Source organism: Spirosoma daeguense (assembly GCF_054776875.1).
In genome coordinates, this window is record NZ_BAAHBF010000002.1 from 396,522 (window position 1) to 416,874 (window position 20,353).

Here is a 20,353-nt window from a genome sequence, read left to right on the forward strand (position 1 = left end):
TTGCTGATTCTCGGCTTTTGTTTCGAAGGCATTCTCCTCTCTCTACGGGGCCAGTCTTGTAAGGGTTTCATGTGAATGGTAAATAGCGTAAAACAAACCAAATTTACCATCCACATGAAACCCTTACAAGACTGGCCCTGACAGAAATTGAAAACTGGCCTCGTTATCGTATATCAACCTGTCTCTTCAGCATCCATTTGTTCAGAAACGTAATGAAACGCATTCTTTTGCCTGTTCTTTTCCTGTCAGCGGTTCTCTTAACGGCTTTCCAGCTAAGCTATCAAGAACGAAAAACGGATTTGAGTACCGAGTGGCCTGAATATTTGGGCGGGCCTGATCGCAATCATTATTCGACACTAGATCAGATCAACACGAATAACGTTAGACAGCTTAAGATAGCCTGGGAATACCACTCCCGCGACTCGGGGCAGGTGCAGTGCAATCCGATTATTGTTGATGGCACGCTCTTCGCCGTGACGGCTTCGAATCAGTTGGTGGCACTCAATGCGGCTACGGGTCAGCAAAAGTGGCGCTACGTTGAACCGGGTACCAAAACGTTCAATACAAACCGAGGTGTTACGTATTGGAAAAGCAATCGAGCCGACGATACCGAGCCCGCACGTATCTTGTATGCATACGGCTCATCGCTTTACTCGATTAATGCACAGACCGGGCAGCCAATCGTCAGCTTTGGCGAAAACGGTCGGGTTAGTCTTAAGGCCGGACTAGGGGAATCGGCAAAAGACAAATTTGTTATTTCGAACACGCCGGGTACTCTGTTCGAGGATTTGCTGTTCATGCCTCTGCGTGTTTCGGAAGGGGCGGATGGAGCACCCGGATCTATTCAGGCGTTTAATGTGCGAACAGGTAAACTAGCGTGGGTATTTCATACAATTCCGCATCCGGGGGAATTTGGCTATGACACCTGGCCCAAAGAAGTCTATAAAAACACCGAAGTTGGTGCGGCCAATAACTGGGCAGGTATGGCTATTGACCGCAAACGCGGTATCCTCTACGTACCGACAGGCTCGGCCGGGTTTGATTTTTATGGCGGAAACCGCAAAGGGCAGAACCTGTTTGCCAATTGCCTGCTGGCACTGGATGCCCGAACCGGGAAACGTATCTGGCACTACCAACTAGTTCATCATGACATCTGGGACCGCGATTTACCTGCCCCCCCCAACCTAATCACGCTTCGTATGAAGGATCGATCGGGCGTCACGAAAACTATCGATGCGGTGGCTCAGGTAACAAAGAGTGCCCATGTCTTCATTTTTGATCGGGTGACGGGTAAGCCGCTTTTTCCTATTCGAGAGGTTCCCGTTCCTAAATCGCCTTTACCGGATGAAGCCCCCTGGCCAACGCAACCCATTCCAACTCTACCTGCACCTTTCGCCCGACAAACCATTGCCGAATCCGAGTTAAGTCCCTACGCTACAAACCGTGATTCGCTGATCGCGCAGTATCGCCGAGCCAGAAAAGGCCCCTATCAGCCGCTGAGTAAAACCCCAACGTTGCTGTTGCCAGGAGCTGATGGAGGCCCGGAATGGGGCGGTGCGGCCGTTGATCCTGATGGTATTATGTACGTCAATGCGAATGAAATGGCTTGGATGTTTAGCCTAAGCACTACGCCTAAAATAGATGCCCTGGCGCATTTAAGTCCCGGCAATCGGCTCTATACGACCTATTGTGTTGCCTGTCATGGAACGGACCGAACGGGTAATCCATCAAGTGGCTATCCATCGCTCATGCAAATCGGTCAACGGCGCGACCGGGAATACGTATCCAAATTGATTACCAGCGGCAAAGGAATGATGCCAGGTTTCGCAGGTATCACAGCCGAGCAAAAGCAGGCCCTACTGGCTTTTTTGTTTAACGACGAGAAAGTAGAAACCGTCGCCACGTCTCCCGGCTCGACTGCGAAACAAGTGCCTTACGTTCCGTATCGCTTTAACGGTTACACGAAATTTTTAGATAGCAAAGGTTATCCCGCCATTAAACCGCCTTGGGGCACCTTAACGGCTATCAACCTCAATACGGGACAGAAAGTTTGGCAGAAAACATTGGGCGAGTTTCCTGAATTGACCCGGCAAGGAATCCTGCCAACCGGGACAGAGAACTACGGAGGCCCAGTTATTACAAAGGGCGGGTTGTTATTTATTGCGGCAACTAAAGACGGTATGTTCCGGGCCTATGATAAGAAAACTGGACAATTACTGTGGCAGACACAATTGCCAGCGGCTGGTTTTGCAACCCCCAGTACGTATGAGGTGAACGGAAAGCAATATATCGTAGTCGCTTGTGGAGGTACAAAATTAGGGACTCACAAAGGAGATAGTTACGTGGCCTTTGCTCTACCTTAAAAGGGAAAATAGACTAAACTATGTGAGGATTGTTGTACTTAAAATCAATATTGTGATGCAGATTAATCATAAACTCTACAGACAGGATAAAAAGGAGTAGTGGTTAACTATTGGGAATTGGGGGCTCGCTAGATTTGCGCCTGTACAGTCAGACATTTTCGCAAATTCATCATGTAGCGATCTTGTTTGTCGGTAAGCTTTGGAAGGTGAAGACTAAAAAAGTGGCTACTTAAACCATTTATTCTTCTTCCCAAGAGTGTTCTTACACCAATAAAATGCTATTAGTATGTAAACATCCGATCACTGTCTGCCGCGAGTCTGACTAGCACCGTCGGCATAGCAAACTCCGCTGGTTTTCCTGCAATTTCAGACTCTCCTACGCTTCGTGCCTTCGACGACATACCCGACAGATAAAACCTACCGCCTGCTTTCACGATGGCCTCATAATGATCCCTTAGTTTACCCGTCCCCAGGCCAACTACCTTATCCAGTTCGCTATCTTTAAGCAACGTAACGGCATCGCCTGCCAGAAATAATGCAACGGTATGGCCTTCGTCAGTCGCCGTTTTTGCGACCAGAAATGCTAAGGCTGCCTTGGTGGGATTATCAGGACCGCAGGTGATATGAATCAGGAATTTCATCTTTTTTTCAATTGATTTAATACCGTTGGTTGTTGAGGATTGGGCATAAGTAATTGTTCCTGCAAGGAGCAAAAAGCTGGCAAGCAGAATTCGGTTAATACGTATCATAGCAAGTCTTGAGCTTATTTATGCGTCGTGAATTAAGGGTTTAATTTGTTCAGCCATCTCAGGCGTAATGGTCACCTGGTGAGTTTCCTGAGCGTGTTGAGCCGCTAATTGCAATACTTCGGCTTCCGTTTCAGCTTTCACAATACCGGGGCAATCGAAGCCCACATCTTTGCATCGTAGTTCTTTCATGATTGATTGTATTAGGTATAAAAAAATACACGTTCCAATTCCCAAATTTTCTGGGGCGATATGCCACTCAGAAAAGTGCTGAAGCGAATAAAACGTATTTATAAATGGCTCATAATCACAAAGGAAAGTTATTTTTGGTGTTTTCGATAAGTCTGTATATGGAATCATAGACAGACTTACTGAACGGTAGGAATTTATCAATATCTGACTATAAGGCAGACCGGCAACAGATTACGAAATACGGCTCAATGTAACGTAGTCGGATCATTTATGGACTTACTCGAATTACCCATACCATAGATAAGCCGACCGGATGCACCGTAGGGGATTTTTAAAGCATTGCCCGAATAATTTGGTGGAATTGTGACGGCGTGGTCAAGGTTAACCAGATTACTGGAGGTTGGTATTTGATTGCACGACCAGACTGTTGTAATCAATAAAGGCTGGCTATTTGGGCTAACGCATCCATTAAATGTGCCCATGTATAAGTAAGTGTATTGCCAATCTGGCAGCGCAAGTTGGGAGAGGGTAGTTCGCCACCACCAATTGAGATAGTCCCGGCAGTAGTACCATCGCTCCGCCACAAACCACCATTGGCATTCAGTAGAAAGTAACTGTCCATTGACTGAAATGCCCCTATGTCACAACAAGGTCTGAACTCTTTAACGAGTGAAATCTGAGCTGACGTAGTGAAACTTATTAACCCTAGTAAAGCAAGGAAACATAGGTGTTTCATGGGTGGAGATAGAGGTGAAAAAAGAATGTAAGACCTGACGGTGGTACTAAGACCAACTGTTAGTACAATGGTGAAGCGTTTTTTGTGTTTATGATGTGGTTTCAGAATAAGATCAAGTCAGCAAAAAAAATACATGGTGTTGGGATAGAATTGGAAAGCTTAATTCACTCTCCGGTAAAAAAACAGGTTTCAGTTTTTTTACCAAACCCATTTGCCTGTTGGACAATCTTGTTTTACCAGCCGCGAATGGGCAGACAAAAGTGGCCAGAAAAACCAGTTGAGGACAATACCACGAAAGGGGTATTTTTAACTTAAGTACCAGGAAATATCTTTGAATTCGAAAAAGTTACTTCCATGAAAAAGTGCCTTGCATTCGTTTTTTTGTGGCTTTTGGCGCTTTCAGGGCAGTCGCATGGAGTTCAGCCTGTACGGATCGCTACTGAGTCTGAATGGTCGCTTCGTAATCATCTTGTGCTGTTCAGAACTGTTTCGCGGCTTACACCTATACAGGCTTTTGCAGCCTCTCAAACAGTACCTGTTAACCTTCTTACAGAGCGTCATCTGAATCTTGGCATTGAACCCCGTTACGTATGGTTATATTTCCGCATACAAAACAGTGTAGCCGCTCAAACAGTCGTTTTCTCATTTGATCGTGTTGATATACATCGAGTACAGTGCTTTCGTCGGCGTAGCGGACAGATCGATACGTTAGCCATTACTGGCGATGCTTTACCATTTCATAGCCGTCCCATCAAGGTCAATTATTTTGCCATTCCGATCTCGCTCAAATCAGGCGAGCAATCAGAAATCTTGATACTGCTGGATAAGCGGAATGAATTTATTTCAGGAAACGTAGGACTCTATTCATCCGAAAATTTTTTACAGAGCGTTCGGCTTGATTCGGCACTGGTCGCTTTTTTTCTCGGTATGGCAGGATTTATTTTCCTGTTCAATTTTCTGCTGTGGCTTTCTCTAAAAGATTCGGTGCACCTCTTATTTATGGCGCACTTAGTTGCTACTACGCTTTATGTACTAACCAGTTTAGGTTATGGGTTTGAGTTTATATGGCCTGAATTGCTGTTTAGTAATTCGCTTATAATGGTAATGTTATCAGCTCTTTGGGCCAGTACAAATTTGTTTCTTATGAAGCGATTTCTGGGGCTCAATCGGTCAACCAGCCGTTATGCACAGGCAACGACCCGGTTAGCCTGGTACATCCTGATTATTTCGTTTGGAGGATGTTCGCTTTCTCTATTTCAGCAGCAGGATTTACCTGTCTACGTTCTTCGGCTTGGCGAGTTTCTGCTTATAACCTGGATAATCGCTAATGCATTACTGCTGGGTGCTGTTTTTACGGAGCAAATTCTCAAGAAAAACGAAGCCGCTTATATATACGTAACAGCCCTTAGTTTTACCATTCTGGGAACTGTCATTTATAGCCTTACGCTCTTGAACGTAGTAAATGCAGGTCATTTTACTACCAACTGGTTGTTCCCAGGATTTCTGCTTGAGCAAATTACACTGGCTTTTGGGCTGACTTTACGCTACAATCGTTTTCGACAGCAGAATCTTAATCTTCAACTAGCTCTGGCTCAGGAACGTAACGAAACCACCACGCAGGTTATTAATGCGCAGGAAGGGGAGCGTCGACGACTTGCTGCCGATTTGCACGACGATCTCGGCGGCACACTGGCAACACTCCGACGCAGAATGGGTGAACTCCGAACGTATCTGCGAGACCCATTAGCTACCAGTGTGTTCGACCAGCTAGAGTCACTCGTGCAAAATAGTACAATTGATCTCCGACGTATCGCCCATAACTTAATGCCACCCGAATTTGACCGACTAGGTCTTCGGCACGCGCTCGATCAGTTGTTGCAGAGCCAACCTTCACAACCTACGCAATTTTCCTTTATCGTAGCGGGTCAGGAACGGCGGTTGCCATTGGAGATTGAATTGAATATTTATCGAATCGTTTCAGAGCTGGTGCAGAATATCCAAAAACATGCTGAAGCTAAACGAGCGGCTGTTCAATTGCTTTATTATGAAGATTATCTTTCAGTTATGGTTGAAGATGATGGATTGGGTAGCCGGGTAACAAAAAACGGTGAGGCAAGTGCAGGTCTTGGGCTGAAAAATAGTAGCTTAAGGGCCGAATACATCGGAGCACAGCTACGTAGAGATGTAACGGAAGCCGGTACGATGGTTGTGCTCGATATTCCCTACGTGACCGCATCCCATGGAGATTTTTCCCCCAGCCCACCTACTTCTGATTGACGACCACCGGCTCTTTAACGACGGGCTGAAAAGCCTGCTTGATGCCCAACCCGACCTAACCGTTTGTGGGCAGGTATTCGTAGCCGCCGATGCCCTGCCTGCTGTTCATCGTTTAGCACCTCAACTAGTGTTGTTAGATGTTAATCTGCAAGGTATCAACGGGATAGATCTGGGCTGCCAACTGCTGCAAAATTTCGTAGGCTTGCAAGTGATACTTCTGACTATGTACAACCAGCCTAAACTACTTGATGAAGCACGACGGGCGGGTTTGCATGGCTACCTGCTCAAAGATGCCACTACCGATCAACTATTGACGGGTATACGTACCGTTCTAAACGGAGGAAAATTCTTTGCGTTGAATGAATCAGAAACCAACATCCCAGATGATCGTTTTGGTGATGACTTTGCCCGGCGCTTGAGCCTGAGTTTCCGTGAAGTCGAAATCATTCGGCTCATTTGTCAGGGATTAAGCAGCGAGCAAATTGCAGATCAGTTGAATTTGAGTGTGGAAACGATTAAAACGCATCGAAAGAATATTCACTTTAAACTAGGTATCAGCAAAGTGACCGATCTAATTCAATTTGCCATTAAACAAGGTTTATAAAAACGTAACAGTAGTCATATATTTCGTAAAAACTTATTCATTTTCGTTTACTCAGATATTCCATTGCTTCGCGGAACGTAGTGACCCAATACGTTTGCTTGTTTTGGGCTAGGTATTCGACTAGTTTTTTGTGAGCCGTTGCTGATATGGCAATCCACTGGCTACCAACACCATGAAACATATAAACGCCCAATCCACCCTGTTTTGCAGCTTTTTCCGCAAAAGAAATGAGATCGGTAGCCGTGTTTGATGGTTGAACACCCCAGGCAGGTACCTGAAATGGATCGAGCTTAGCAAAGTTCGTAACAATAGCGTTGGCATCGCCACCCATCCGGGCAAAACGTACCAGCCCCGACTTACGTAACGTATCGACATAAGAAACGCCCCCAACCAACGTATCAACGCACGGAAAGGCAAATGTTCGGCTGTCGGTTCGGCCATCGAGTAAGTAGAGCTGACTGTTCATCGACTGAATTTCTTTAAACAGCCGCTCTAATGTGTAATTGTCTAAAGCCCACTCGTTTTTCCAGCCTTTGGCGGCCAGACACGGGTGAAATAAGGTATGGTTGGCTAATTCATGTCCGCGTTTGGCTGCCTGACGCCATTGCTCGGCCAGACGAACATCAGTGATCGAATTGAGAAAGAACGTACCGACTAAACCAGATGCGTTAAGAACCGGAATTGCCTGTTCTACCTGACTGTGCATGCCATCATCATACGTCAGGCAAATGGCTGCTTTGGCACCGTTGGGCCATTCGATACCTTGCGCCCGAACAACAAAAGATAGGAATACAAAAAAACAGGAACTGACTACGTATCTGAGAGAAGAAACAGATGTATGGCGGTTAAAAGTCGAGGTAAGGAGCGAGTTTTTCAATGGTTTTGGCATCAAGAATACGAATTGGTTTCAACGACTCGGCCGATGTATACGCGCCGTGTTGTTCGCGGTAATTTACAATGATCTGCGCTTGCCGACGCGATAAAAACGGAAACTTATCAAGTTCTTCGGCGGTAGCGGTATTGATCGCCAGTTTACGGGCTGGTGAACGAATTTGTCCAAATTTCTGCAACTCGTTCAGAGCCAGCGAATCAAGTCCATAAATATCGCGAAACTGTTCGGGAGAGACAAAACCACCCAGCGCATCCCGAAACTTTACAATCCGCCCAGCCAACGTAGCGCCAATACCTTTCAGGGCAATCAGTTGCGACGTATCGGCCGTGTTTATATCGAATGGTTGCAAAACTGGCTTCGTTGGTCGTTCGGTAACGTAGCGAGAAGGCTGTTCGGTTGCTCTTGCTGGGTAGTCGGCGGTTGTGCTACGTTGATTTTGTTCGAAATCTCGCGCTACGTTCGTGCCACCACGCTGTTCGTTCAACGTAATATAAGCCTCCAGTTGGTCGTACAGATCGGGAGGAAAATCGTAGATACGTAGTAAATCTTCTTTCCTGCGAAACCGTCCGCCTTTGCTTCTATATTTTTCGATACGTTCGGCCAGCCAGCGCGGCAAACCGAGTTGCTGCCAACCGGCCACGCTCACCGTATTCGGGTCGAACGTAAAAAGCTTCGGCTCACTAAAGTGCTCGAAGGTTGTTTTGTCGGATTCGGGTCGGTTGCCAAATTGAGGCTGTTTGGCTTCGGCTTCCTGCATCAGCGCAACCAGACTATCGAGTTTACGTTGGTCGGCTAAAGACGTGTTTACGTTTTCTGGCTGGGCAATAAACCGATACAGAAACGGAGTCAACAAAGCGAGTGCCGTAAGGAAAAGTAGAACCAGAAACCCACGAGTCTCTTTATGAGAAAATCCGAAGTAATCGCGGATAATGGATTGGAAGCGAGTGAACATGCTTCCTGAGACGATAGAATAAGATGTATAGTAACTAAAAATGTATTAAATGTTTAGCTAAAACGTAGTGTGCTATGAATTAGAACAAGTGAGTAGGCACTTGCACATAAAACCGTATTTTTGCGGACTTAGTAACTGATTATGACAGAGCAGAAAGTTTCCCCGGCAACCTCATTACAAGATATTATTGCTCACGCCAAAGAATATGGCTTCGTTTTTCCGTCTTCCGAAATTTATGATGGGCTACAGGCGGTATATGACTACGGTCAGAACGGCGTTGAACTCAAAAATAACCTCAAAACGCTGTGGTGGAAAGCCATGACGCAACTCCACGATAACGTAGTGGGGATTGATGCGTCAATTTTTATGCATCCACTTACCTGGAAAGCGTCCGGGCACGTCGACTCGTTCAACGATCCGATGATCGACAACCGCGATTCTAAAAAACGCTACCGTGCAGACCAACTCATCGAATTGAAAGCCGAAGAGTATGAAAAAGCAGGCGACGAAGCACGCGGACAGTCTCTGCGTAATGAACTTGGGCGTCTGCAAAGTGCCGATGATATGGAAGGTCTTCGGAACCTGATTCTGGCCGAAGGTATTAAAGATCCCGTTTCGGGTACGGATAACTGGACCGAAGTTCGTCAGTTCAACCTGATGTTCTCAACACAGGTTGGTTCTGTGGCCGAAGATGCAAGCCTGATTTATTTACGTCCGGAAACGGCGCAGGGTATTTTTGTGAACTTCCTGAATGTGCAGAAAACTGGCCGGATGAAAGTTCCGTTTGGGATTGCACAGATTGGTAAAGCGTTTCGGAATGAGATTGTAGCTCGTCAGTTTACCTTCCGAATGCGCGAATTTGAACAGATGGAAATGCAGTTTTTTGTACGGCCCGGCACCGAAATGGAATGGTACGAACGCTGGCGCGATACACGCATGAAATTCCATCAGGCGTTGGGACTTCCTGCCGAGAAACTCAAATTCCATATCCACGAGAAACTGGCACACTACGCCAATGCCGCTGTTGATATTGAGTATGAATTCCCGTTTGGCTTCCGCGAAATGGAAGGTATTCACTCACGTACCGATTTTGACCTGAAATCGCACCAGGAGTTGAGCAAGAAGAAACAGCAATATTTCGATAATGAGGTTGACGAAGCAACGGGTAAACCCTACGGGAACTACATTCCATACGTAGTGGAAACTTCTGTGGGTGCCGATCGTTTGTTCCTTGCTACGTTCTGTAATGCGTTTACGAAAGAAACGGTAGGTGAGGGCGATCAGCAGAAAGAGCGTACGTATCTCAAACTGCACCCGGCGCTGGCTCCGGTGAAAGCGGCCATATTTCCGCTGGTACGTAAGGATGGTTTACCAGAGAAAGCCGAAGAGATTGTGAAAAGTCTGCGTTCCGAATTTCGGGTTATTTATGAAGAGCGTGATGCCATCGGAAAACGCTACACCCGGCAGGATTTGATTGGTACGCCGTTCTGTATTGCTGTCGATTATCAGTCAATTGAAGACAATACGGTTACCATTCGTCACCGTGACACAACCGAGCAGGTTCGTATTCCGATCAGTGAGTTGAAAGCATACATTGGTCAGGCAGTGTCGATGGAGCGCGTACTAGAGATAATGTAACCGGAAGAAATCAGATTGCCTAAAAATAACAACGCCCCTGCCAAACGGCTGGGGCGTTGTCGTTAACGCAGCGTAAATCAACTATTAATTCATCAGGGAACGATTACTGGCCAGTTGCCGACGAACAGTGCTCCACCGCCGACGCGATACGGGCAACGTTTCGCCATTTGTAAGATGAACGGTGCCGCCCGTTTCGGTACGTTCCAGCCGCTCCACAAACCGCCGGTTTACAACGCAATTGCGGTGAAGGCGAATGAATAGTTCGGTAGGTAGTTTTGGCGAGTAATATTTAAGCGTACGAGGCATCAGCATTCGGCTGCCATCAACCCAGTTTAGCCAGCTATAATTGGCAACGGCCTGTAAATAAACTAAATCAGTTACTGAAAAAGACTGTCTTCCGGCATCACGAAGATAGAGCTTCAGTGGAGGCCAGTCGGTAGGTGTGGTGCGTGCCGAGGAAGAAATAGATGGCATGAGCATGTGGGTAGACTTGATTTAAAGTAGTTGGCTTAGTAATGTTGATACAATACTAAAACCATTGTTGTCCAGCCTCTTGCTCTTTCGTAACAAGCACTATAAAATTTGTAACATGCTCCTTTGATTCATAAATCAATAATAATTCATGTATACAATTCGACAGGCGAAGTGTATTTGTAGTAATTTATACCACCTCATGCCGATTTTTATCGACGTATTCCGACGGTGTTACGTGGTAATGATCTTTGAAGACTTTCGAAAAGTAAGCGGCCGTATCAAAGCCAACCCGGTCGGCAACTTCCGAGACCGATACACCAGTGAGTAGCAACGCAGCCGCCCGGTTCAGACGAACAATACGGATCAGTTCATTAGGCGTCATATCGGTCATGGCTTTCACCTTTCGGTTCAGGTGCATTCGACTCATGCCAATGGCAGCGGCCAATGGTTCAACGCCAAACGTAGTGTCATCGAGCCGAGCCTCCAGAATACTGTAAATCCGATTCATGAATTCATCTTCCGGATTCTGACTCGCTACGGGCAGATAACCTTCCCGCACTAACTGCGTACGGTGATGTTGGCGGATACGTTGCTGCTGGTCGAGCCGGTTTCGGATGCGACCACGTAGTTCATCGACCTGAAACGGTTTTGCTACGTAGTCGTCGGCACCAGCGGCAATACCTTCCAGCCGACTTTCGACCGAAGCTTTCGCGGTGAGCAGAAGTATGGGGATATGATTTGTAACAGCGTTCTGTTTCAATTGCCGACAAAATTCCAGCCCATCCATTTCGGGCATCAATACGTCGCTGATGATAAAATCCGGGCCGTCGGCAATGGCAGCTTCAAGCCCTGAGCGACCATTTTTTACCCGTCGAATTCGCCATTCAGATACCAGAATCGAGGTGATGTAATCGGCAATGCCATCGTCGTCTTCAACCAGCAGAAGCCGGGGAGCGTTTTCCGAAGTTGATTCATTTTGTGACTTGGTGGCATCAACGAAATTGCTAACAGGTGTTACGTCGGCACTGGCCGCCAACGTTGCCTGCGCTTGCCGACAGGGGAGTTCGACAAGAAACGTAGTACCTGATGTTAGGTGACTATCGACTGTAATACGTCCTTTCACTAACTCAACCAATTCTTTCACTAGCGCCAAACCAATGCCAGAGCCATTCGCTACGTTGTTTGGCGAATCGGCTTGATAGAATCGATTGAAAATATAAGGTAACTTATCGGTGGGGATTCCTGCTCCCGTATTATGGACCGTTAACTGAATCAGATCGGTATTACTGGCATCACCCTGAACAGGATCAACCTGTACCGATACGTCGATCAGCCCCGATTCATCCGTGAATTTGAGCGCATTTGAAAGCAGATTCGTCAGAATTTTCTCGATTTTATCGGGATCGAACCAATAGTAGGGTTGATCGAAATGCTGCGTAATCCGCAACTGAATCCGTTTACGTTGTGCTTCGCCTTCAAAAGCGCCTAGTGTACGTTTAATAAATTCGGGAAGATCGGCAGGGGTGGGGGTAACCGTTAAGCTTCCGGCATCAAGTTTCGCTAGATCAAGTAATTCGTTAATTAAGCGAAGTAATCGATTGGCATTCTGATAAATAAGTCGAAGACGAGCATGATAGGGAGAACCTGAACTGTCGTTTAGAACTTCTTCTAACGGTGTTAGAATTAACGTAAGAGGAGTGCGAAACTCATGCGTGATATTTGAAAAGAAACGAGATTTAACCTCATCCAGATGCTTAAGCTGTACCGATTCCTGTTCCTTTAGTTCCATCTGACTTCTCAGTCGAATCCGATTGAGACGGATGCGAAAAAATAGAATCAAGCCTACCACAATTAGCAATACGTAAGCTGTATACGCCCACCAGGTGGCCCAGAGCGGTGGCTGGATAATGATACGTAGCTGATGCGTATGAGGACTCCAGATTCCCGACGTATTAGAGGCATTTACAAAGAAGATATACGAACCAGGAGGCAGATTGGTATACGTAGCAGTTGACTGATTCTGACTATAAACCCAGTCATCGTCCAGACCTGTTAACTTATATCGATACTGGTTTTTATAACTCTGGTTAAACTCAAGAGCGGCAAAATCAATAGATAAGAAGTTTTGCTGGTCGTTGAGAACAATCTCTTTTGTTTCGTTAATATCCTTCTGAAGAGGTGAATCGGACGTATTGACGCGGACAAGCTGATTGTTGATACGTAGTGCCGTAAGAACTACCTGAGGTTTTACTACGTCTTCGCTGATGCGGGCTGGGTCGAAAGCAGTATAACCGCCAACACCACCGAAAATGAGCCGACCATCAGGTAGTGTTACGTCGTGAAACTGCTTAAATTCTTCACTAGGCAGCCCATCGTCGGTCATGTACGTCCTGACATCATGAGTACGGGTATCGAACCGGCAGAGGCCCCGATTCGTACTAAGCCATAGATGCCCATTCCGGTCGGCACGGATGGCATAAATAACGTTGTTCGACAAGCCCTGACCGATCGTGAACCGCTGAATCTGCCCCGTCATTTTATCGAGCCGACAAAGTCCATCTCCAAACGTACCAACCCAGAGAAAATTATATTGACGCGGGTCCTGAGCCAGACAAAGAAGCGAATTTCCGGGAAGCGATTTAGGGTCCGATGGTACGTTCTGCCAGCGAATCAGCCGTTTGGTAGACAATTCGGCACGTAATAAACCGTTGTTTTGGGTAGCCAGATACACCCGGCCGCCATCAACAACCATAGCGGTTATAATGTATGGATGATTGGGCGGCAAGGGCAATGGAAAAGCCGTAAATGTCTCTTTGTCTGGGTTGTGACGAACAATAGCCTGATTTAATGGGCCAAGCAATCCCCAGATTTCGCCCTGTGAACCAATCGACAATGCCGTCAGTCGGAACTGATTATTTGGAAGCCAGCGATTTTCTATACCCGTCGGCAGAACTGGTGCGAATGCTTTAGTGCTCAGATTATAGCGGAGTGGGGCAGTTTCCAGATTGCTGATCCACAGCATGTTACGTCCGTCGAATTGGTAACGTAACCTGGACGACGGTTGCGCGCTGATGGCTGCCGGAATAGCATTTGCAGGCACTTTCAACTGTTGAGTAAGCCAATCGGTCTGGAAATTGACAACGTATGGTATGGGCTGAAAAGGGCGTTTGTTAAGATCGTATTTTATGATGCCATCGCCGTTCAAACCGAGCCATAATACGTTGGTTTGATCGACCAGAAATGACAAAACCGCAAATCGGGTGAGCTTAGCATCGGTTTCAGGTAGAAGAGGCAATAAACCAGTCTGTTCAGAAAAACGGCTCTGATTTACGTAGTCACTCCCTCGGGAATCGCTCGCAAAGAGAGGTACGCCCGGTACGTTTGGTAGTGCAACAACTTGCTGCACGCGCCCTTCCATTGGGTTGAAGAGAGCAAATTTTCCCGGAAAACCCAGCATGAGTGTACCATTACGTCGCTCGTGTAGCCGATAAATATCGTTTCGAGGTAACCCCTGCGTCATCTGGAACGTAGCAAACTGACCGGATGCCGGTTCATACGAAAACAGGCCATTCTGTGTAGCTAACCAAAGTCGGTTCCGACGGTCAAGAAGCAACGTATTAAGTTGATTACGTGATGCTTTGTCGGGAAATGACTCGTGACGGTGCGAAATTGTACCATCGGGTTTCAAAAGGAAAAAGCCCCCCGTTCGTGTAGCCACCCAAACCGAACCCGAAGGATCAGGGTAGATACTTACCAATTGATGCTGACCAATTGCCTGCTTAAATGCCGACGAACCTGAAATATGAGCCGACTGACCTGTTGTTGGGTCAAATAGATCGATGTTATTGTTTTCGGTACGAATCCAGAGCTTACCTTCTTTATTTTCTTTAATTTCGGCAATGCTACTGAACGAGAGCGAGCTGGCTTGTTGCGGGTCATGGGCATAAATGCGAAACCGGATTCCATCATATCGACAGAGTCCATCGCGGGTGGCCAGCCAGATAAATCCACGCTGATCCTGTATCACCGAACTAATGTACCCCTGTGGCAAACCGCTACGAACGGTTAGGTATTCGGGTTCGGGAAGGGCGGCACGTAACGGATTCGATACGTTGACAAACGTAGTGAAAAGAAAAATCGTTAGCCGATGCCGAACGAAGCAACTAAACAAAACAATTAGGTGATGGAGTTTAGTAGTAATATGTGGAATGCAAAAACCAGAATTAGTTATCTCTGGCGACGTAGCGTAGTTGCACGTAGCAAAAGAAAGCATTTCTATTTTCGTTCTTCGCTCCACCATTCGTTCTCCAATCATGCATATTATTCGCAAAACTCGGGTCGAGAAAGCCTTGCCTCAGGTATGGACTGGCTTCACTCGCACGCTTTTTGAGCAACTTACGCCTTCATTTCCGCCCGTGAACGTTATTCGTTTCGACGGTTGTAAGCAGGGCGACGTAGTACATCTGCAACTGAACTTTATTTTGTTTCGTCAGGACTGGATCAGTCATATAGTTGATCAGCAAACCACCGACGAAGAAATTTATTTTATCGATCAGGGAACGAAGCTGCCCTTTTTTCTGACATACTGGCATCATCGCCATCGTCTACTAAAACTTCAAGATGATACGTCAGAAAATCAGACTCTTATTGTTGATGATATTTATTTTCGAACACCCTCCCGACTGACCGACATGCTTGTGTATCCAGTGTTGTGGTTACAATTTACATGCCGGAAGCCAATTTACCGGCGGGTGTTTAAACGTAACTGAAGTTGCCTTTTGTTCGTTCGAATTGCTCAATTTGGTGCATAATACGTCGCCCAAAGTTAACTTACAACAACCAGCGGTTTATTCTACTCTATAGACATTACTTCTATAGGAATCAAGCTGACTATAAGAAAGATAAATTTGTTATGGTAAAGGTTTTCCTATTTTTCTCTTGGTTCTTTCTGCTTTTGTCCAATAAACGTATGTGAATCGACAAAAAGCCGTAATAGGCACCTGTTCCTGCTTTCGGATGTGGATGGATTCCGTTACATTTGTTCATTACGGTTCATCTTAATTTGACTGCATGAAATTACCCAACCTAACTACACGTATCTTTCTAGGCATGGTGATCGGGATTGCCATTGGTTATTTTTTTCCCGACACTGGCTCCGGATTCTCAGGCTCTGACCTGAATATCCTGTCTAAAATCTTTCTCAGGCTCATAAAAATGATTATCGGACCACTCGTCTTTGCGACGCTGGTGGTTGGTATTGCTAAACTCGGCGACTTTGGTACGGTAGGACGTATCGGTTTGAAGACGCTGGCTTACTTTTATTTTGCAACGATTCTATCGCTGGTGGTAGGCTTGCTGGTTGTCAATATTATGAAACCGGGCGAAGTAATGAATTTACCACTTCCAGCAAAAGGTACCGACACAGGTGTTGAGGTACAAAAATTGACTTTTGAAAACTTCATCACACACATCGTACCAACGAGTTTTATTGAGGCTCTGGCCACTAACGAAATTCTTCAGATTGTTGTATTCAGTATCTTTTTTGGTATTGCCGTAGGGTCAGTTGGCGCACAGGGAAAAATCATGATTAAAGCGCTCGATGCCTTGTCGCATATCATGTTCAAAGTAACAGGTTACGTAATGTCCTTTGCGCCGTTTGGGGTACTGGGTGCAATTGCGGCTGTGGTTGCCAAGCAGGGGCTGGGTATTTTGTCGGGGTATATTTACCTGATTTTCTGTTTCTTCGGCGGCCTGTTGTTCTTCATTTTTGTTGTGCTATTTGCCATTTGTCTGGTAGTCCGGATTCCGTATATAGCCTTGTTGAAAGAAGTGCGTTCAGCTATTATCCTGTCTTTTAGTACGGCGAGTTCCGAAGCCTCATTTCCGCAGACGATTGAAGCACTACGTCGGTTTGGCTGTTCAGAACGAATCATTTCGTTTGTGTTGCCACTTGGTTATTCATTCAACCTCGATGGGTCGATGTTATATATGACCTTTGCAACAGCCTTTATTGCGCAGGCATACCACGTCCCGCTTTCGGTAGAGCAGCAAATTACCATGATGCTTACTCTAATGATTACATCGAAAGGAATTGCGGGTGTGCCACGTGCATCGCTGGTGGTTATTGCGGGCACGATGTCGTTATTTAACCTCCCCATCGAAGGGCTGGCACTTCTGCTCGGAATTGATCAGGTGCTGGACATGGGACGTTCGGCAACGAGTGTAGCGGGTAATGCCGTAGCGACCTGCGTTATCTCGAAATGGGAAGGCGAGTTTCGGACGCAGCCCGTTGAAACTGACAGCGTTACCGTTTAGTAAATCGTTTGTCGTTTGCACAGGTTTGTATGGGGATGTGCGGCTGATTTTGTAGGTTAGAGCAGCAAACTCAATTAATTGTTTCACGCTAAATCCTATAAACCCGTGCAGCCCTCTTATTCGCCCTTAAGTACGTATGTTAAAGCCAGTCCGGTTCAACGTTTCATTGCCGCTTTAATCGATAGTGTCATTGCCTATGTGCCTTGCTGGATATTGCTCATAGTGTCCTATCGGCTAGGCATGGTTGGTTATGCTATAGCAATTGCCTATTTGCTTACAAAAGATGCACTTCCGGCAACGGCTGGTTTTTTAGGTGGTCAGAGTATTGGTAAAAAGTTGATGGGTATTAAAGCCATCAAAGAAGATACAGGGGCCAGTCTGGTTGGCGATTATGGAACAGCAATAACCCGCCAGGTATCTCTCCTCATTCCATTGTTTGGATTTGTCGATGCGCTAATGGTTTTTAGCGATGACCGCAAACGGTTTGGCGATAAATGGGCAAATACCATCGTGATAAAAGCCTGATAAATTAAATTCACTACAAAAAAGCCACATTCTGCGCAGGGTGTGGCTTTTTTGTTTAGTTGACTGAATTCGTTTGTTATTGATGAGCTATAATTTCTCGGAAAATGTGAATTTGCTACGTAAAGTTTGATTCAGTATACAGGACTTTTGCCGCTTGCTCTTAACTTTGGCCGTTGACCGTCATTCACCTCCTAACATACCACCCGCAAATACTCACGTGACAAACATTCTTGAAACCCATCACATTATTAAACAATACGCCGAACACCGAGCTCTCGACGATGTGAGCCTGTCGGTACCACAGGGTAGCATTTTTGGCTTACTGGGTCCGAACGGAGCCGGAAAAACTTCACTCATTCGGATTATTAATCAGATTACGGCTCCTGATGCGGGCGAAGTAATTCTGGGTGGAGAACATCTCAAACCTGATCATATCCGACGTATCGGCTATCTGCCTGAAGAACGCGGTCTGTATAAAAAAATGAAGGTGGGAGAGCAGCTTTTGTATCTGGCTCAACTAAAAGGGCTTTCCGAGAAACAGGCGATGGATAAGCTGAAAACCTGGTTTGTGAAATTCGATATTAAGACCTGGTGGAATAAACATATCGAAGATTTATCGAAGGGTATGCAGCAGAAGGTGCAATTTGTGGCCACCGTGATGCACGAACCTGATTTGATTATTCTCGATGAACCGTTTTCTGGTTTCGACCCTATCAACGCCAATTTGATCAAAGACGAAATTCTGGAACTGCGTGATAAAGGCAAAACGATTATCTTTTCGACGCACCGAATGGAGTCTGTTGAGGAGCTATGCGATTATATTGCTTTGATCAATCGCTCGCATAAGGTACTCGATGGGGCAAAGCGTGCCATTAAAGAGCAGTTTAAAACGCATACGTATCACGTTGAATATCAGGGCGAACTTGCTACGTTGCCCGACGTGTTTACAATTTTGGAGACCCGGCTGTTAGAAGATAATTTTAGCCGGTCTGATATTCGAATTCCGCCCGATGCAGCCGTTAATGATCTGCTACGTTACTTGTTGGATCGGGTTAGTATTCGATCATTTGGCGAAAATATCCCGAGTATGAACGACATTTTTATTCAGACCGTTGGCGAAAACAATGACTGAATGATAGATTGATTGAATTGTTGACTAATAGAATTGTGATCCGCCAGTATGGTTAAATTACGCCAATAATCAAATAGTCAATCATTTAACAATTCAATCATTCCATCATTCCACAATTCAACCATTCAAACTATGCGTACAATCTTTCTCATCATCAAGCGTGAGTATCTGGTTCGGGTACGGAAGAAGTCGTTCATTATCATGACGATTCTGGGCCCGCTCCTTATTTTTGGTTTTTATGCCATCATTGGCTGGGCGGCTGTAAGCTCCATTAACCAGAAAAAAGTGGCTGTTATTGACGAAAGTGGCCGGTTTGTCAATCAATTTAAAAATGGCGACGAAACCGTTTATTCATATTTAAAGCAACCACTGAGCGAAGCAAAAAAGACGTTTGTCAAAGACAAATATGATGCGCTGGTTTTTGTGCCAAAAGACGTAATTGAAAAGCCGAAAACAGTACAGATTTTTGCTGAAAAGGGAGTTAGTCTGGCTCTGCAAAGCAATATCGAACGCGCAATTGCCAAGGAGATTGAAACCATAAAACTCCAGCAGGCGGGTATCACGCAAAAGATAATTGAAGATGCTAAAGTAAATGTTGATGCACAGACCATAAGTCTCGGTGACGAAGGCGAAAAAAGCAGCAATTCTATTGCAATGACTATTATTGGTTATTTCTGCGCCTTTATGATTTACATATCCGTATTTATTTATGGTACGCAGGTGATGCGTGGGGTTATGGAGGAAAAAAACAACCGGATCGTAGAGGTGATTATTTCGTCTGTAAAACCATTCCAACTGATGCTAGGCAAAATCATGGGCGTAGCACTGGTTGGCCTTACACAGTTCATGCTCTGGATTTTACTCACAATCGGGCTGTTTACGGTAGGTGGTAAATTGGTTGGCGATAAAGTGGATAAAGGACGGGAAGCCATGCAAACGTCGAGTAGTATGGCCCGCCCTACACCGGGTGTCGATGCAAGCAAGACCAAAGGGGGCGTAGTGACCAGTGTGATTCAGGCAGTCGATACGTTGAATATTCCGCTGATTGTGGCTTGTTTTCTATTCTATTTTCTGGGAGGTTATCTGCTCTATAGTGCCTTGTTTGGCGCAATCGGCGCTGCTGTCGATAACGAGACAGAAACCCAACAGTTTATGTTTCCGATCACGCTGCCTATTATTGGTGCCATCGCCATTGCACAGTTCGTAATTCGCGAACCCGATGGCGCACTTGGTTTCTGGACATCTATTTTTCCGTTCACATCGCCGGTGGTAATGATGGTACGAGTGCCATTTGGTGTTCCGGCCTGGCAACTGGCTCTGTCGATGGTATTGCTCATTCTCGGGTTTGTTGGCACGGCCTGGGTAGCCGCCCGAATTTACCGCGTTGGTATTCTGATGTATGGCAAAAAAGTATCCTATCGTGAACTATCGAAATGGGTATTTTATAAAGGATAATTTTAGTGATGAGTGATAAACGATGAGTGATGATTGGGCTGACGCGCGTAGT

The 20,353-nt window shown here is 45.9% G+C and carries 16 protein-coding genes; 9 read left to right on the forward strand and 7 right to left on the reverse strand.

Annotated features, from left to right (window positions below; all coding sequences use genetic code 11):
* Positions 1–212: 212 nt before the first annotated feature.
* Positions 213–2,363, forward strand: coding sequence for an outer membrane protein assembly factor BamB family protein (locus tag ACYVD4_RS06540; RefSeq protein ID WP_460943634.1), 2,151 nt, complete (start codon positions 213–215; stop codon positions 2,361–2,363).
* Between the two features lie 281 nt (positions 2,364–2,644).
* Here the strand turns inward: ACYVD4_RS06540 and ACYVD4_RS06545 are convergent, their stop codons facing one another.
* From ACYVD4_RS06545 to ACYVD4_RS06555, 3 genes are all read right to left on the reverse strand, one after another.
* The gene (locus tag ACYVD4_RS06545) at positions 2,645–3,112 is read right to left on the reverse strand and encodes a DsrE family protein (RefSeq protein ID WP_460943636.1); all 468 of its coding nucleotides are present in this window, start codon (positions 3,110–3,112) and stop codon (positions 2,645–2,647) included.
* Between the two features lie 18 nt (positions 3,113–3,130).
* A complete protein-coding gene (locus ACYVD4_RS06550; protein ID WP_460943638.1) occupies positions 3,131–3,301 on the reverse strand; it encodes a DUF1059 domain-containing protein in 171 nt (56 codons plus the stop codon).
* A 433-nt stretch (positions 3,302–3,734) separates the two neighbouring features.
* A complete protein-coding gene (locus ACYVD4_RS06555; RefSeq protein WP_460943640.1) occupies positions 3,735–4,037 on the reverse strand; it encodes a hypothetical protein in 303 nt (100 codons plus the stop codon).
* 354 nt (positions 4,038–4,391) lie between these two features.
* On the opposite strand from ACYVD4_RS06555, the gene ACYVD4_RS06560 reads away from it, so the two are divergent.
* Positions 4,392–6,314, forward strand: a complete 1,923-nt coding sequence (locus ACYVD4_RS06560) for a sensor histidine kinase (RefSeq protein ID WP_460943642.1) — start codon at positions 4,392–4,394, stop codon at positions 6,312–6,314.
* Positions 6,277–6,918: a response regulator gene (locus ACYVD4_RS06565; protein WP_460943644.1), complete on the forward strand. Its 642-nt coding sequence runs from the start codon at positions 6,277–6,279 to the stop codon at positions 6,916–6,918. The genes ACYVD4_RS06560 and ACYVD4_RS06565 overlap by 38 nt, the downstream gene beginning before the upstream one ends.
* Before the next feature lie 37 nt (positions 6,919–6,955).
* Here the strand turns inward: ACYVD4_RS06565 and ACYVD4_RS06570 are convergent, their stop codons facing one another.
* A complete protein-coding gene (locus tag ACYVD4_RS06570) occupies positions 6,956–7,795 on the reverse strand; it encodes a polysaccharide deacetylase family protein (RefSeq protein WP_460943646.1) in 840 nt (279 codons plus the stop codon).
* Complete coding sequence (locus ACYVD4_RS06575; RefSeq protein ID WP_460943648.1) at positions 7,764–8,762, reverse strand: ComEA family DNA-binding protein; 999 nt, start codon at positions 8,760–8,762, stop codon at positions 7,764–7,766. The genes ACYVD4_RS06570 and ACYVD4_RS06575 overlap by 32 nt, the downstream gene beginning before the upstream one ends.
* Before the next feature lie 141 nt (positions 8,763–8,903).
* Between ACYVD4_RS06575 and ACYVD4_RS06580 the strand changes: the two genes are divergently transcribed.
* Positions 8,904–10,400: a glycine--tRNA ligase gene (locus ACYVD4_RS06580; protein WP_460943650.1), complete on the forward strand. Its 1,497-nt coding sequence runs from the start codon at positions 8,904–8,906 to the stop codon at positions 10,398–10,400.
* 84 nt (positions 10,401–10,484) lie between these two features.
* Here the strand turns inward: ACYVD4_RS06580 and ACYVD4_RS06585 are convergent, their stop codons facing one another.
* Positions 10,485–10,874 (reverse strand): LytR/AlgR family response regulator transcription factor, encoded by a 390-nt coding sequence (locus tag ACYVD4_RS06585; RefSeq protein ID WP_460943652.1) that lies wholly within the window; start codon positions 10,872–10,874, stop codon positions 10,485–10,487.
* Between the two features lie 187 nt (positions 10,875–11,061).
* Positions 11,062–15,189 (reverse strand): hybrid sensor histidine kinase/response regulator transcription factor, encoded by a 4,128-nt coding sequence (locus tag ACYVD4_RS06590; RefSeq protein WP_460943654.1) that lies wholly within the window; start codon positions 15,187–15,189, stop codon positions 11,062–11,064.
* On the opposite strand from ACYVD4_RS06590, the gene ACYVD4_RS06595 reads away from it, so the two are divergent.
* The 5 genes from ACYVD4_RS06595 (at position 15,188) to ACYVD4_RS06615 (ending at position 20,301) form a co-directional block, all read left to right on the forward strand.
* Complete coding sequence (locus ACYVD4_RS06595; protein ID WP_460943656.1) at positions 15,188–15,643, forward strand: SRPBCC family protein; 456 nt, start codon at positions 15,188–15,190, stop codon at positions 15,641–15,643. The two genes, ACYVD4_RS06590 and ACYVD4_RS06595, sit on opposite strands and share 2 nt — an antisense overlap.
* A 301-nt stretch (positions 15,644–15,944) precedes the next feature.
* Positions 15,945–17,189, forward strand: a complete 1,245-nt coding sequence (locus tag ACYVD4_RS06600; RefSeq protein WP_460943658.1) for a dicarboxylate/amino acid:cation symporter — start codon at positions 15,945–15,947, stop codon at positions 17,187–17,189.
* A 105-nt stretch (positions 17,190–17,294) separates the two neighbouring features.
* Positions 17,295–17,714, forward strand: a complete 420-nt coding sequence (locus tag ACYVD4_RS06605; protein WP_460943660.1) for an RDD family protein — start codon at positions 17,295–17,297, stop codon at positions 17,712–17,714.
* A gap of 217 nt (positions 17,715–17,931) precedes the next feature.
* On the forward strand, positions 17,932–18,846 hold the full coding sequence (locus tag ACYVD4_RS06610) for an ABC transporter ATP-binding protein (protein ID WP_460943662.1): 915 nt from the start codon (positions 17,932–17,934) through the stop codon (positions 18,844–18,846).
* Positions 18,847–18,978: 132 nt separating this feature from the next.
* Positions 18,979–20,301, forward strand: coding sequence for an ABC transporter permease (locus ACYVD4_RS06615; RefSeq protein ID WP_460943664.1), 1,323 nt, complete (start codon positions 18,979–18,981; stop codon positions 20,299–20,301).
* Positions 20,302–20,353: the final 52 nt, after the last annotated feature.

What these genes read in the sequence shown, in the direction of transcription:
- ACYVD4_RS06540 (WP_460943634.1), top strand. Translation starts at nt 213, where the DNA reads ATGAAACGCATTCTTTTGCCTGTTCTTTTCCTGTCAGCGGTTCTCTTA.
- ACYVD4_RS06545 (WP_460943636.1), bottom strand. Translation starts at nt 3,112, where the DNA reads ATGATACGTATTAACCGAATTCTGCTTGCCAGCTTTTTGCTCCTTGCA.
- ACYVD4_RS06550 (WP_460943638.1), bottom strand. Translation starts at nt 3,301, where the DNA reads ATGAAAGAACTACGATGCAAAGATGTGGGCTTCGATTGCCCCGGTATT.
- ACYVD4_RS06555 (WP_460943640.1), bottom strand. Translation starts at nt 4,037, where the DNA reads ATGAAACACCTATGTTTCCTTGCTTTACTAGGGTTAATAAGTTTCACT.
- ACYVD4_RS06560 (WP_460943642.1), top strand. Translation starts at nt 4,392, where the DNA reads ATGAAAAAGTGCCTTGCATTCGTTTTTTTGTGGCTTTTGGCGCTTTCA.
- ACYVD4_RS06565 (WP_460943644.1), top strand. Translation starts at nt 6,277, where the DNA reads ATGGAGATTTTTCCCCCAGCCCACCTACTTCTGATTGACGACCACCGG.
- ACYVD4_RS06575 (WP_460943648.1), bottom strand. Translation starts at nt 8,762, where the DNA reads ATGTTCACTCGCTTCCAATCCATTATCCGCGATTACTTCGGATTTTCT.
- ACYVD4_RS06580 (WP_460943650.1), top strand. Translation starts at nt 8,904, where the DNA reads ATGACAGAGCAGAAAGTTTCCCCGGCAACCTCATTACAAGATATTATT.
- ACYVD4_RS06585 (WP_460943652.1), bottom strand. Translation starts at nt 10,874, where the DNA reads ATGCCATCTATTTCTTCCTCGGCACGCACCACACCTACCGACTGGCCT.
- ACYVD4_RS06595 (WP_460943656.1), top strand. Translation starts at nt 15,188, where the DNA reads ATGCATATTATTCGCAAAACTCGGGTCGAGAAAGCCTTGCCTCAGGTA.
- ACYVD4_RS06590 (WP_460943654.1), bottom strand. Translation starts at nt 15,189, where the DNA reads ATGATTGGAGAACGAATGGTGGAGCGAAGAACGAAAATAGAAATGCTT.
- ACYVD4_RS06600 (WP_460943658.1), top strand. Translation starts at nt 15,945, where the DNA reads ATGAAATTACCCAACCTAACTACACGTATCTTTCTAGGCATGGTGATC.
- ACYVD4_RS06615 (WP_460943664.1), top strand. Translation starts at nt 18,979, where the DNA reads ATGCGTACAATCTTTCTCATCATCAAGCGTGAGTATCTGGTTCGGGTA.